We start from the raw sequence: 14,584 nt of genomic DNA, 5'->3' as shown, positions 1-14,584 counted from the left end.
TACGCCAGTTCGCCCCCAGGGTGTCGAGGCTAGCTCAGCTCAGGCCAAGGTTCTGGGTTTCCGTCACTTCCGCACCACCTCCGTCGTGCCCGAGCCGACCGGGCCGATCCGCAGCACGGTGCCCGTGAGGTCGGTGAACGACTCGACCTCCACCTTCTCCCGGCCGCCGGGTGCCGTCCCCGTCACCCGGTACGCCGCCGGATCGGCATCGCCGATCTCCACCTCAAGGACGGCACGGGAGTTCGGCGGCACGGTCACCCGTGTCGTGTGCGTGTCCGCAGAGCGGCGCACCCGGACCGAGACCGGCCCACGCACCGAGGGAACCGTTCCCTCGGCCTCGGTCAGCGAGCCGGTACGGGGGCGGACCAGGAACTCGGCCGCGCCGGGCCCGCTGACCTGGACGCCGAGGACGTGCCGGGCCACCGCGTTGGCGGGCGCGGACGCCCAGGCGTGGGAGAGCGTCATGTTGGACTTCAGCGCGGGGTCCCACGCCTCCGTGACGATCGTGGCCTTCAGCGCGTCGAGCATGTGCAGCCACGAGTTGGTGGCCGTCGAGGTGAGCAGCGCGAGCGCCGCGTCGGAGCGGCCGAGCCGGAACAGCGCGTCGAGCAGGAACTGCGACCCGTACACGCTCACCTTCATGCCGCCTGCCGCCAGGGTGTCGCCCAGCTTGGCGAGCACGTCCTTGTCCAGGCCGTCCGCGACCCCGAGCGCCACCGGGAAGGCGGTGGCGTGCTGCGCGCTGTGGGTCGTGCCGACGCCGTCGCGGAAGCGCCCGGCCGACGAGTCGAGCAGGGTGGCCCGCATGGCCTTGGCGAGGGTGCCGGCCCGGCCGTGCAGCGTGGTCGCGTCATCGTCCTTGCCGAGGGCCGTGGCGCACTTGGCGAGGGCCTCGAAGGCCGCGTACTGGAAGGCGTTGACGACCGTGTTGACGTTGGTGAAGACATAGCCGTCGCGGCTCGCGGTGGGCCAGTCGACCAGGTCGCCGAGGTTCTGGCTGCTGCTGCCGGGCGCCTTGCGGACCAGGCCCTCCGAGTCCAGGTAGGAGGTGAGGTTCTTGGCGGTGAGCAGGTCGTAGTCCTTGGCGAGCTGCCGGTCGTCGCCGGTGGCGAGATAGTCCTCCCACGCGGAGATCGCGCACATCAGCCGATACTCGGTGGGCCAGGTCCCCTTGCGGGCCAGATAGTCGTTCGACCAGCGGGCGAGGGCGTACGACCGCTGAGTGCCGTACTCGGAGAGCTGGTTGATCAGCGCGTCGCCCTCGTACGGGCCGCGCTCACGGGTCGGGGTGTCCGTGTAGAGGTCGCCCCGGGTGGCCTCGATGGAGTAGCGGCACAGCTCCCAGACCCGGTCCAGGTCGGCGTCCGAGCTGCGGAACGAGGCGTGGGAGTCGTCCCAGTCGAGCTTCCAGGCGCGGCCCTTGACGACCGCCTTCGACAGGTCGAGCGTCGTGCGCAGTTCGGCCCAGCGGAAGCCCCGGTAGCCCCAGTGCTCGAAGCGCTGCTCGCCGTCGCGCAGGGTCCACACCTCGCGGTATGTGTTGGTGGCGCGCAGCTGGTACTTGACCGTGCCGTCGGAGTTCAGCTCCTCGCCGAGCCGCACCTCGACGGTGTCGCCCGCGCTGCCGGTGACCTCCAGCGACAGTCCGCCGACGATCTCCCGGCCGAGGTCGACCAGCCAGCGGCCGTCGGCGACCTTGGTGACGGAGGCGGGGGTGACGTCGTGCGGCCGTATCGCCTCGATCAGCGCGGGCATGAGGCCGCTGATCGCGGTACGGACGACCGGCGTGAGCCAGTCGCCGTCGTCGAAGCCGGGCTTCGTCCAGCCCACGGGCTCACGGCGCAGGTCCCAGTACTCCTGCGGAACGGTGAAGTAGCTGCTGCCCGCGCTGCCCTTCGACGGCAGCATCCCGGCCTGACGGCGCGCCTTCCAGTGGTCCCCGGACGAGACCGTGGACCGGCTGCCGTCGGCGTATGTGATCTCCAGCTGGGCCAGGAACTTCTGCTGCGACGTCGTCCAGCACAGCGCCGCCAGCGCGTTGGCCTTCCCGTCGGCCCGCAGGGTGGAGGTGATGTCGAAGGCCTGGTAGGCGGTCCCCTCGCCGGAGCGGACCGAGGCGTAGCCGACCGCGGTGCCGTTGCTCCACACCTTCGCGACGTACTGCCGGGCCGGATCGGGCGAGGTCGCGGCGACGTAGAGGATCGCGGCGGCTATCTCCTTGCCGGCCAACGCGTCGTACTCGTGCCGCAGCAGCGCCCAGGTGTCGTCGGCCCCGTAGGAGGAGAGCGAGGAGGCACCGGTGGGGAAGGTGAGGACGCCGCCGGAGACGGTGCCGGCGGAGAAGGTGCCCTTGTCGGAGGCGAAGTCGTCGTCGAGCAGGACCGTGCCGTCGGCGGCGGTGAAGGTGATCCGGTCGTAGACCTGGGACTCGGAGAGCCCGTTGCGCAGACCGATGTTGCCGGAGGCGTAACGGCTGTCGGTGGTGGTGTCCACGACGGTGCCGTTGACGGTGGTGGTGAAGGTGGTGCCGGTCATCGTGACGGCGAGGTCCACCCACTCCCCGGTGGTCACCGCGAACGGCAGCTTGACCTCGCCGAGCACGCTGTACGTCCCGTTCACGCAGACGTGCTTGCGCAGCACTCCGGGGCTGCCCGCGCGCAGCTGCCACATGTAGTTGTTGGCGGTGTTCGTGGCCCGGAACCACAGCCCGGCGGCCACGGTGGTGATCTTCAACCGGGCGGTGAGGGTCCCGTCCGTCATGACCGGCCCGGCCGGCACCCAGATCGGCTTCGCCTCCCACTCGTCCTCGACCGACGTGGCCAGCAGGACCGGCTCCGACCAGGCCGAACGCGTCTCACCCCAGCTGCTGACCCGCCACCAGTAGGCAGTACGGGGCTCCAGCGCGGGCCCGCCGTACGGTACGGCGGTGGAGTCGGCGGACGTCCGCTTCCCGGAGTCCCAGACCAGCTGGTCGTCCTCGAAGCCGCCCGGAGTGGCCGCCACCTGCAACTGGTAGGCGCGCTGCACGGTACCCGCACCGAAGTCGGGCACCTGCCAGCTGAACCTGGGGCGCTGCCCCGCGCTCGTCCCGAGGGCCTGCGGCAGCAGATCGGCGAGCATCCCGGTCGGCACGGGCGGCTTCCCGGCCGCGGCGGCCGCGCTGCCCGTGCCGGGGGCGGCGAAGGCCCGGGGCCCGGACAGGATGACGGAGGCGGCCACGGTGCCGCCGAGCTGGAGAAGTCTTCGCCGTGAGAAGTCCCGCGCCATGGTGCACCTTCGGTTCGCTCGGTTCGTGAAAGGTTTCAAATCGATTGCCCGGAGGTTAGGGTTCCGGGTCGAATTCGGTCAATGGGTGGTCCGGGATTCGATCCCGCACGAATGAAACGATTTAACCTGCGGAGTAGGGCGCGGCTGGGCCGCAACCAGGTCACGTCGCTCGCGCATAATCACTGCGCCACGTTCGCCGGAACCACCGGAGGTCCCGTTGTCCCCGCTGCACGACTTCGCCACCTGGGAGCCGCTGTTGAGGCTTCTGCGGGCCGGCAAGGCGGAGACCTTCGCCACCGGCAGCCAGGTGGCGGGACAGATCAGCCAAGGCGCGTGGAGCGTGCCCCTGAGGCGGCCGGTGCCGCAGCCGGGCCAGGCATCTGTGATCGAGGGCAAGCTGAAGGCCGAGTTCGACGCCGTGCAGCGCGTGCGGGGCGCGCTCGTGGACCTCGGCATCGAGGGCGTCTCGTTCACGGTGAAGATCGAACCGACCGGGAGGACCGTACTCCGGCTCCTGGGCCCCAGCCCCGCCGTCGAGTCCAGCGTCGGCAGTCCGCATCCCGGTTCGCTGATCCTGGTCGAGGGTGCCCTCCCCGAGCCCTGGCGCCGCCTGCCCGAGCCGGTGCCCGACGCCGTACCTGCCCCGAGCGTCGATCTCGCCCTGCTGGAACGGACGCTCCGCGAGCGGATACCCGGCGCCATCGGCGCCACCGAGGAAGAGATCGCCGCCGCGGAGGCGCGCCTCGGTGTCAAGCTGCCCGACGAGCTACAGGCGCTGTACCGGGTGACGCGGGCGCGGTGGGAGGACTGGGACGGGGACCACGAGGCGGCCGAGCGTGAGGTCATGGCGGTCGGCTGCGAGCTCTTCTCCCTGGACGCCTTGTACATCGCCGATGTGGCGTCCCGCCCGTCCCTGTGGCGGTTCGCGGCGAAGGAGGCGGTCGTCACCCCGCCCGACGCCGCCGTGCAGGGACTGGTCGGCTCACCCGGCTGGATCGCCTTCGGCGACAACGGCGGCGGCGACCGGCTCGCGGTCGACCTGACCCCGGGCCCGCACGGCCACGTAGGGCAGATCATCATCCTCAGCCACGAGGAGAACATCGGCGCGTGCTTCGTCGCCGACTCCCTCACAGACCTCGTACTGCACGGCAAGAGGGAGCGCCGCGGCCGTCGCGGGAACGAGGAGCCCTCGGCGGTGGCCTGGGTCCACCACCGAAGCCTGCGGAGCATCGAGGCCGCCGCCCACCCCGGCCTTGAGGTCCTGAACATCGGCGTATGGGACGAGGAGCCGTTCAGCCTCGCCCCCGTCATCGGGTTGCCCCGGCTGCGAACCCTGACCGCCTACCCCGGTACGCTCGTCGACCCGCTGGAGATCGACCGGCTGAGCGGCCTTGAGTACCTCGAACTCCCGCCGGAGTACTGGCGGGTCCTCCTCGACGCGGGGGCTGTCCCGCGCAGCCTGCTGGCCGCGGGCATCGAGGTGCGCGGCGACCGTTCCCCGCTCCCGACCGTGGACCTCGCCAACGAGATCCTCGCCCTCTGGGACCGCCCGCCGATCACCCGGATCCGCCTCGAAGGCGACCTCGGCCCCGCCGTGTAGCCGTCGGAGCGCACAACGGGCCCAACCGGGCGTACCGGTGTCAGAGCCCTCGGCTAGAGTCTCGCCTCATCCTCGGGCGGACGTCCTGCCCAGGGGTTGTGCACTGCGGGATGGGAGCCGTTGGCGGAGTCCTGAGCAGGCGTGACTGAACTGCCGGTCACGAGATCCAGGAGGCCCTGGGCCGGGGCGGGTTCGCCACGGTCTACCGGGCCCGGCTGCGGTCCGGGCGCCCCGTGTGCGAAAGCCGGCTCAGCGGAGCCTGGTCACGGGCCACCTCTGCTGTCGTCCGCCGTTCCAGATGCCCGGGACGAAGGCAGCGCCCTGAGCGGTGACGTCGCCACAAGCAGGCGAATGTCGCCCTCTCCACGGCCTCCCGGGCGTTCAGCGAACCCGAGCGGCTGGGCACGGAAACCTTGCGCAAGGTTCGGGAAGCCGCGCAAGAACTGGGTTACGAGCCGCCGCCCCGGCAGGCGGTATGGCGATCCGAGCCGGACACCGGCACCGACACGGCGACCGTTGGCGTGGTCGTCCCCGACATCGCGAACCCGGTCTACGGCACCTTCGTCAAGGCCGTGCAAGCGCAGGGCTGGCATCGTCGGCAGACGATCGTGCCGGCCGACACCGACTTCGACCCGGACCGTGAGCGGGAGGTGATCACACGGCTCGCCGGCGGTTCCGCCGGGCTCCTCGTGTGCGCGCCCCGGCTCTCCGCCGAGGACGTGCTCGCCCTGTGCGGTGACACCCCCGTCGTCCTCGTCGACCGCGAGACCACGAGCGCCGACTGCGTCCTCGCCGACGCGACCGACGGCCTCCGCCAGACCATCGAGTACCTGGCGGCACTGGGCCACACCCATATCACGTACGTCCCGGGCCCACAGCACTCCTGGTCCGGTGAGCACCGCCTCGGCGTGGCCAGGGCCAAGGCCGAGGCGGCGGATCTCGTCCTGGAGGTGCTGGGCCGGCAGTCCGAGTCGGTGGCCGGGGGTGTCGCCGCCGCGGCGGGCGTGGTCGCCTCCGGCGCGTCCGCGGTCATCGCGCACAACGACCTCGTCGCCCTCGGTGTGATCGCCGGAGCACGGGGGCTCGGTGTCCGCGTCCCGGACGACCTCGGTGTCGTAGGCATCGATGACACGCCGCTCGCCGAGACCGCCCACCCGTCCCTGACCAGCGTCGCCGTACCGATGGACCGGGCTGGTTCGCTCGGCCTGGAACTGCTGACGCAATCCCTCGCCGGTGAACGCCGGGAGCCACGCACCCTGCGCCTGCCCACCCAACTCGTCGTCCGGGGCTCCACCGGCCCGGTGGCCGGCCGTGCCGACCGGGCGGGCCGTACCGGCCGCGCGGGCGCGGGCGGGCACGCTTGACAGCTCGCCAGGGAGGGCGACGCTGTACTCGGCGAGCATCCGTCGACTCGGTCGGTCCGGCAGCCACCCCGACTCGTGGCACTCAGTGACATTTATCTCCGGCACTGAGTGACATGACTCTCATGGCATGGAGGCCTGATTGCCGGGACCATGGTGTTCCTCATCGCAGGGCGAAGGGATCAGGAATGCTCCGCAAGGTACTGGTCGCCAACCGTGGCGAGATCGCGATCCGCGCGTTCCGCGCCGGGTACGAGGTGGGCGCGCGCACGGTCGCCGTCTTCCCGCACGAGGATCGCAACTCGCTGCACAGGCTGAAGGCCGACGAGGCCTATGAGATCGGTGAGCCGGGGCATCCCGTGCGGGCCTACCTCTCCGTCGACGAGATCATGCGCGCCGCCCGCCAGGCCGGTGCCGACGCCGTGTATCCGGGCTACGGGTTCCTCTCCGAGAACCCGGAGCTGGCGCGGGCGTGCGAGGAGGCGGGCATCACGTTCGTCGGCCCGAGCGCCCAGATCCTGGAGCTGACGGGCAACAAGGCGCGGGCGGTCGCCGCCGCCCGCGCGGCCGGCGTACCGGTGCTGGGCTCCTCCGAGCCGTCCACCGATGTGGACGAACTGGTGCGTGCGGCCGAGGAGATCGGCTTCCCCGTGTTCGTCAAGGCGGTCGCGGGCGGCGGCGGACGCGGTATGCGCCGCGTCGAGGATCGTGCCGTCCTGCGCGAGTCGATCGAGGCGGCGTCCCGCGAGGCCGCGTCCGCGTTCGGCGACCCGACCGTCTTCCTGGAGAAGGCCGTCGTCGAGCCCCGCCACATCGAGGTGCAGATCCTCGCCGACGGCCACGGCGACGTCATCCACCTCTTCGAGCGCGACTGTTCGGTGCAGCGCCGCCACCAGAAGGTCATCGAGCTGGCGCCCGCGCCCAACCTCGACCCCGAACTGCGCGAGCGGATCTGCGCCGACGCCGTACGGTTCGCCCGGGAGATCGGCTACCGCAACGCCGGCACCGTCGAGTTCCTCCTCGACCGCGACGGCAACCACGTCTTCATCGAGATGAACCCCCGCATCCAGGTCGAGCACACGGTCACCGAGGAGGTCACCGACGTCGACCTGGTCCAGTCGCAGCTGCGCATCGCCGCCGGGGCCACCCTCGCCGACCTCGGGCTCTCCCAGGAGACCGTCACCCTGCGCGGCGCCGCACTCCAGTGCCGTATCACCACCGAGGACCCCGCCAACGGCTTCCGCCCGGACACCGGCCGCATCAGCGCCTACCGCTCACCCGGCGGCTCGGGCATCCGCCTCGACGGCGGAACCACCCACGCCGGTACGGAGATCAGCGCCCACTTCGACTCCATGCTGGTCAAACTCACCTGCCGGGGCCGGGACTTCACCACCGCCGTCAATCGCGCCCGGCGCGCCGTCGCCGAGTTCCGCATCCGCGGCGTGGTCACGAACATCCCGTTCCTGCAGGCAGTCCTCGACGACCCGGACTTCCAGGCGGGCCAGGTCACCACGTCGTTCATCGAGCAGCGCCCGCACCTGCTCACCGCCCGCCACTCCGCCGACCGCGGCACCAAGCTGCTCACCTACCTGGCCGACGTGACGGTGAACAAGCCCCACGGCGAGCGCCCCGCGCTGAGCGACCCGTCCACCAAGATCCCGGCCGTGGACGTCGCCGAACCCCCGGCCGGCTCCAAGCAGAAGCTCGTCGAACTCGGCCCCGAGGGCTTCGCCCGGTGGCTGCGCGAGTCCCCGACCATCGGGGTCACCGACACCACGTTCCGCGACGCCCACCAGTCGCTGCTCGCCACCCGGGTCCGTACGAAGGACATGCTCGCCGTCGCCCCCGTGGTGGCCCGCACCCTGCCGCAACTGCTCTCCCTGGAGTGCTGGGGCGGCGCCACCTACGACGTCGCCCTGCGCTTCCTCGCCGAGGACCCCTGGGAGCGGCTGGCCGCGTTCCGCACCGCCACCCCGAACATCTGCCTCCAGATGCTGCTGCGCGGCCGCAACACCGTCGGGTACACGCCCTACCCGACCGAGGTGACCGACGCCTTCGTCCAGGAGGCCACGGACACCGGCATCGACATCTTCCGCATCTTCGACGCGCTCAACGACGTCGGCCAGATGCGGCCCGCCATCGACGCCGTACGCGCGACCGGAACGGCCGTCGCCGAAGTGGCCCTCTGCTACACCTCCGACCTGTCGAACCCGGCCGAGCGGCTCTACACCCTCGACTACTACCTGCGTCTCGCCGAGCAGATCGTCGAGGCCGGCGCCCATGTCCTGGCCGTGAAGGACATGGCGGGACTGCTCCGGGCCCCCGCCGCCACCAAGCTCGTGACGGCCCTGCGCCGCGAGTTCGACCTGCCGGTCCACATCCACACCCATGACACGGCGGGCGGCCAGCTCGCCACCTACCTCGCCGCGATCCAGGCCGGCGCCGACGCCGTGGACGGGGCGGTGGCGTCGATGGCCGGCACCACCTCACAGCCCTCCCTGTCGGCGATCGTCGCCGCCACCGACCACTCCGACCGGCCCACCGGCCTCGACCTGCGCGCCGTGGGCGACCTGGAGCCGTACTGGGAGAGCGTCCGCAGGATCTACGCCCCCTTCGAGGCGGGCCTCGCCTCCCCGACCGGCCGCGTCTACGACCACGAGATCCCCGGCGGCCAGCTCTCCAACCTCCGCACCCAGGCCGTCGCCCTGGGCCTCGGCGACCGCTTCGAGGACATCGAGGCGATGTACACCGCCGCCGACCGCATCCTCGGCCACCTGGTCAAGGTCACCCCGTCGTCCAAGGTCGTCGGCGACCTCGCCCTCCACATGGTCGGCGCCGGAGTCGCCCCCGCCGACTTCGAGGCCACCCCGGACCGGTTCGACATCCCCGACTCCGTCATCGGCTTCCTGCGCGGCGAGCTCGGCACCCCGCCCGGTGGCTGGCCCGAGCCGTTCCGCACCAAGGCCCTCCAGGGCCGCGGCGAGGCCAAGCCCGTCCAGGAGCTGAGCGCCGAGGACCGTACGGGCCTGGAGAAGGACCGGCGCGCCACCCTCAACCGGCTGCTGTTCCCCGGCCCGACGCGCGAGTTCGAGACCCACCGCCAGACCTACGGCGACACCAGCGTCCTCGACAGCAAGGACTTCTTCTACGGTCTCGGCCCCGGCCAGGAGTACACCGTCGACCTCGAACCCGGCGTACGGCTCCTCATCGGCCTTGAAGCCGTGGGCGAGGCCGACGAGCGCGGCATGCGTACGGTGATGTCCACCCTCAACGGCCAGCTGCGGCCCATCCAGGTACGCGACGCCGCCGCCTCCTCCGACATCCCGGTGACGGAGAAGGCCGACCGCGCCGACCCCGGCCATGTCGCGGCCCCGTTCGCCGGAGTGGTCACCCTCGCGGTCACCGAAGGCGACGAGGTGGAGTCCGGGGCCACCGTGGCCACCATCGAGGCCATGAAGATGGAGGCCGCGATCACCGCCCCGAAGGCCGGCCGCGTCTCCAGGCTCGCCATCAACAAGATCCAGCAGGTGGAGGGCGGCGACCTGCTCGTCGAAATCGTCTGAGAACGTCTGAGGCTCGCGGGCGGCACCACGACCGGGTTCTCCGGATCGGTGCCGCCCGCGTCCGCGTGACTGCGGTCGGCGCGGGAGGGGTCCCGAAGGGTCGGCGGCACCATGCGGGTGTCAGACCCGTTCTGCGACCGGGGGATCAGGATGAACGACCCGACGCATGCCCCGTCCGCCGTACCGGAGCCCGAGCCTGCCGAGGTCAGGGCGAGCGACCCCTTGGCCGTCGCCCTCGGTAACGCCTCCCTGCTCGGCGTCGGCTACCTGATGGTGAGACGAAGGCGTTGGCTCGCGGTCGCCGCCCTGGCCGTCACGCTCGTGCTCGTCGTCAGGCTCGGCGTGGGAGCCTCGCCGTCGGACGAGGTCGTCATGCTCCTGTGGTGGGTCGCCGTCACCGCCCACGGATGGTTCCTGGCGCGCCGGCGCGCACCCCGGGGCACGAGGCTCGGGCAGCGCCTGGTGGCCCTCGGTGTCACGCTGCCGGTGCTGCTGACCGTGGCGTACCTGCGCGTCGAGGCCGCCGGGATCGAGCGGAGTGTCTCCGAGGCCCGCGAACGCGGTGACTGCGCGGAGGTGGCGAGAGCGCAGGGCTGGGTGTCGTTCGGGCACCGTGTCGTCGATGCCCGGTCGACCGCCGACGGCGACGAGGTCGTAAGGATGTGTGACCGGGTGCGGTTGGCCGGGGGTGAGTTGGACATCGCGCTGGTCGGCGATCTCGCCGCCCTGAAAAGGGGCTTTCGGACACTCGACTCGGTCCTCGCGTCACCCGGCAACGAGAAGACGGTCGAGGGGACGCTGGACGAGTTCCTCGGCGACCTGCCCACCGCCGACTCCTGCGCCACCGTCACCGTCATCGACTGGCTCCGCGACCGCAAACTCGGCGACGACCCTCTGGACCGAACCGCCGCTGCGGCCGACCGGTCCGCGCCCGCTTCCCTCGTCGGATGCGGTGACGACCTCATGTGGCAGAACCGCTGGAAGGACGCCCGGGAGCAGTACGAGCGGGTGCTCGACCGGTATCCCGGCGACGACCTCGCGGGCAGGGCACGCAAGGGCGTCACGAAGGCCACGCGGAACATCGAGCGGGACACCATCCGCGACCTGCTCGCACCGGTGGACGGCGACCAGCCCAAGTACTGCTCGAAGCCGGCCGAGTACAGCGGCGCCGAGCCCATGGGCAAAGGTGCCAACCGGGCGCTGTACTTCGGCGCCTATGACGGCGCCGACGAGTACTCCGACAAACTTCCCGGCTCCTGGCGGGCCGACAACGCCGAGGACGCCGCGCTGGTGGTCTGTATGGGCAATGAGGGCTACGGCGACCCCGTGCGGACGTGCCCGTACGTAACCGACTCCGGCTCCACCACGTACGTGAGGTTCCACAAGATCGAGATCCCGGTGAAGGTGTACGAACTGCGCACCGGCAAGCTCGTCTCGGACCGCGAGATCCAGATCAACGGCTCCAGCTGCCCTGCGATCATCACGTACTACGAATACGGCTACGACGACGCGGACCCGCCGCAGGACGACTCCGTCGAGGTGTCGAAGTCCGATATACGGGACGCGTTCCGGCCGCTGGTCGTCCGGTGACATCAGACACGCGACGTGGACGACGGCTCCGCCCCTCCCCGGAGCCGTCGCCCACCTCAACTCGTACGCCATCAGGCGCCGTTGAGCCCCGAAGACCGGGCATGTCCCTTTATACGGGCCCCTTTTGGGGAGGGGTCCCGGCGTGAGTGCGGATCCTGATGGCAGAGTCCTTACCACGTGCCGAGAAAGCACCGAACCGAGGAGAACCGCGATGCCCCTCTCCACCAGCCTCGCGCGTGGTGTCGCGCCCGCCGCACCAGGCACGCTGCACGCCCGCACGGTCACCGGAGACCTCAGCGCCCCACCCCGGACGGGCCTGACGGTCAGCTTCGGACGCGGCAAGAAGCCGGAGGCCGACCTCGGCGTCGGCGTGGACGATCTGAGCGTGAGCCGACGGCACGGCGAGTTGACGTACCGGCAGGGTCACTGGTGGCTCCGCAACACCGGGCAGCAGCTCGTACGGCTGCCCCGTGGCCGGATGATGCACACCACCACCGAGCCGATCCCCCTCACCACCGGCTACACCCCGCTGTTCGTGAAGGGCTCCGGCTACCGCGAGCACCTGGTCGAGCTGTACGTCGCCGACCACGACGACCAGGGCCCGGTGTCGCGCCGGCACGCCGAGACCGTACGGCCGAACATCTGGCCGCTCGACGACGACGAACGGCTGCTGCTGGTCGTACTCGGCCAGCGCTACCTGCTCTACGAGGAGGACCCCCGCCCTCTGACGTACTCCATGGCCGCCAAGCAGCTCAAGTTCCTGCGCACGGACGCGGGCTGGACCCCGCGCAAGGTCGAGCACCGGATCGAGGCCGTACGCCGACGCCTGAACAGGACCGGCTTCAAGGACCGGCTGATGCACGACATGTCCGAGGGCCGCCCCTCCGACAACAGGCTCCTCCACAACCTCCTCAAAGGCCTGGTCGAGTCCACGACCCTCGTACCGCCGGACCTGGACCTGATGGAGGACGACAGCGCCTGGCCGGACTGCGCGCGCTGAGGTTCACGAGGAGGTCTCAGGGTGTTGTGCGCGCAGTTCGGCGGCTGCGGAGCGGGCGAGGGCGGTGGCCATCTCGCAGAGCTCGTCCGTGGGCCGTTCCCCGCCGACGCGCAGGCGCACCATCTCGGCGTACGTCTCCGCGTTCTCACCGCTGTACGGGCGGTACTCGACGAAGACCCGGCAGTCGTCGTCATCCGGCTCGACGAGGCCCTTGTATCCGCTGAGTTCGACGGGGGTGCCCTCTTCCTCGGACTTCGGCTGATCGCGGTGGAAGTCCACCTCGGCCTCCAGATCGTCGACGGTGCTGGACCATTCGCAGTTCCAGTTCGCGACGCCGACCTCCGGCTGGTCAACCTTGAGGCCGGGGACGGCGGACAGCACCTCGTCGTCGAGCAGCTTGCAGGCGTTCGCCCAGGCCAGCGACGAGGAGGGGTAGGCCTCGGCACGGCGGGGGACCGGGCCCTCGTCCAGGGTCTCGGCCGCGCTCTTGGCGGCCGCCTGGGCGACCGTGCACAACGTGGCCTGACCCCCGGTCACCTCGCCATCGCCCATGTTGACGCGCACTCCGACGATCCCGTCGGTGGTGCCGTCGGGCGCCAGCAGCAGGATGCACTCGTCGTCGCTCTCCGGCGACTCCGTGATACCGATCCTGCCGACGAAATCGGTGGGCTCGGACGTCTCGGACGACGAGCCCGGGCGGAGCTGGAACGACACATCGATCCGCGTCTCGTCGTCGGAGTGGACGAGCACGTCGCACTGGTCGAAGTTCCCGTAGTCCGCGTCCACTTCGACCTTGCCGAACCGGCTGAGCGCGTTACGGTCGGCCAGGGCGCACACATCGGCGGTGTACGGATCGCCGATCAGGGCCCGCGATTCGCCGTTCTCGAAGTTCTGCTGGATGCTGCCCCGGCCGGACTCGCGGCCGGTTCCGTCGTCGCCGCCGTCGCTGTCGTCGGGGATGAGCACCAGGCCCAGGGCGACTGCGGCGCAGACGCCGAGGGCGGTGGCGAGCAGCGCAAGGCGCCGCCGCGGGCGACGGGTGTGCCCGGGCGGCGGCGGGACATCCGGCTCAGGAGACCCGGGCGGCGGCTCGACCGGCGTGACCGATGTGGTCGACTCGGGTGCGGCGACGGCCTCCAGGAGCCGCTTGACCTCGGCGGCGTCGGGGCGCTGCCCCGGATCGCGCCGCAGCATGGCCGTGAGCACGGGATACAGCGGCCCCACGGCCTCCGCGTCCAGTTCCACGACGCCCTGCTCGGCCTTCCAGTACCGCAGGCGCTCGCTGTCCTCCGTGTCGCCCGGCTCCCGGCGGCCGTCGTCGTCCTCGCGCCCGCCGCCGCGCGGGGGCGAGCCGGTGACCAGCGCGTAGAGCGTCGTTCCCAGGCAGAACACGTCCGAGGCGGGGCGGGGCACGTTCCCCCGGGCCAGCTCGGGGGCGGCGAAGTCCGGGGTGAAGCTGAAGGGGCCGTTGGCCGTGATGGTCTCGGTGCCACCGACCCGGTACGCGGCTCCGAAGTCCAGTAACTTGGCCGCGCCCCTGCGGGTGAGGCCGATGTTGGCGGGTTTGATGTCGCAGTGGACGATCCCCGCCTCGTGCAGGGCGACGAGCGCGTCGGCGAGTTCGGCACCGATACGGGCCGCGTGCACGGGAGTCATCGGCGGCTGCCCGTTCAGGTCGCCGCCGGGCACGTACTCCGTGATGAACCAGTACGTCTCCGGTGCGCCGTCCTCCGCGTCCGCGCCCTCTTCGCCGCTGTGCGGGACGGTCTTGCCGCCGTGCGGGACGGTCACGACGTCGAACAGGGTCACGACGTGCGGGTGGTCGCGGAACTTGGCCATGGCGCGTGGTTCGCCGAGCAGTCGGCGTACGGCGGTCTCGCGGTCGCCCCTGATCGGCTCGGGCTTCAGCGCGACGTCCTGCCCGACCAGCGTGTCGTGGGCCAGCCACACATCACCGCTTCGCCCCGCCCCGATGATCTCCTTGAGGACGAAGCGACTCGCGAACTCTTCCCCGGAACGCACAGTTCCCCCTTACCCAGTGCACGGCGCGCGCACCCGCCCGGCCGCGCGCGTGAACCCGAAACTACTGCGAGTGAAACTACTGCGTGTGGCGATCAGTTCGCAGCTTCTGCCCTGAGCCTGCATCAGACGTCCCCATGAGTAGAGGTTGTGGGACAGCGCCGGAAACACTTCGCGTGGGGGA

The 14,584-nt window shown here is 71.1% G+C and carries 7 protein-coding genes; 5 read left to right on the top strand and 2 right to left on the bottom strand.

What is annotated here, in order from left to right; translation table 11 throughout:
- Positions 1-63: 63 nt before the first annotated feature.
- Positions 64-3,267 (bottom strand): family 78 glycoside hydrolase catalytic domain, encoded by a 3,204-nt coding sequence (locus F3T56_RS02580; protein ID WP_149823002.1) that lies wholly within the window; start codon positions 3,265-3,267, stop codon positions 64-66.
- A gap of 217 nt (positions 3,268-3,484) precedes the next feature.
- On the opposite strand from F3T56_RS02580, the gene F3T56_RS02575 reads away from it, so the two are divergent.
- From F3T56_RS02575 to F3T56_RS02555, 5 genes are all read left to right on the top strand, one after another.
- Entirely contained in the window at positions 3,485-4,867 is a 1,383-nt protein-coding gene (locus tag F3T56_RS02575; RefSeq protein ID WP_149823001.1) for an SMI1/KNR4 family protein, read from the top strand.
- A 521-nt stretch (positions 4,868-5,388) separates the two neighbouring features.
- Complete coding sequence (locus tag F3T56_RS02570) at positions 5,389-6,231, top strand: LacI family DNA-binding transcriptional regulator (RefSeq protein ID WP_281291799.1); 843 nt, start codon at positions 5,389-5,391, stop codon at positions 6,229-6,231.
- 185 nt (positions 6,232-6,416) lie between these two features.
- Positions 6,417-9,791: a pyruvate carboxylase gene (locus tag F3T56_RS02565; RefSeq protein ID WP_149823000.1), complete on the top strand. Its 3,375-nt coding sequence runs from the start codon at positions 6,417-6,419 to the stop codon at positions 9,789-9,791.
- A 150-nt stretch (positions 9,792-9,941) separates the two neighbouring features.
- Positions 9,942-11,381 (top strand): hypothetical protein, encoded by a 1,440-nt coding sequence (locus F3T56_RS02560; protein WP_149822999.1) that lies wholly within the window; start codon positions 9,942-9,944, stop codon positions 11,379-11,381.
- Positions 11,382-11,592: 211 nt separating this feature from the next.
- Entirely contained in the window at positions 11,593-12,381 is a 789-nt protein-coding gene (locus tag F3T56_RS02555) for an FHA domain-containing protein (RefSeq protein WP_149822998.1), read from the top strand.
- A gap of 3 nt (positions 12,382-12,384) precedes the next feature.
- Here the strand turns inward: F3T56_RS02555 and F3T56_RS02550 are convergent, their stop codons facing one another.
- Positions 12,385-14,403, bottom strand: a complete 2,019-nt coding sequence (locus F3T56_RS02550) for a serine/threonine-protein kinase (protein WP_149822997.1) — start codon at positions 14,401-14,403, stop codon at positions 12,385-12,387.
- Positions 14,404-14,584: the final 181 nt, after the last annotated feature.

The sequence above is a fragment of the Streptomyces tailanensis genome (genome assembly GCF_008386495.1).
Lineage (GTDB): Bacteria > Actinomycetota > Actinomycetes > Streptomycetales > Streptomycetaceae > Streptomyces > Streptomyces tailanensis.
Note: the sequence above shows the minus strand (reverse complement) of the source record. Positions and strands in the feature narration are given on the sequence as shown.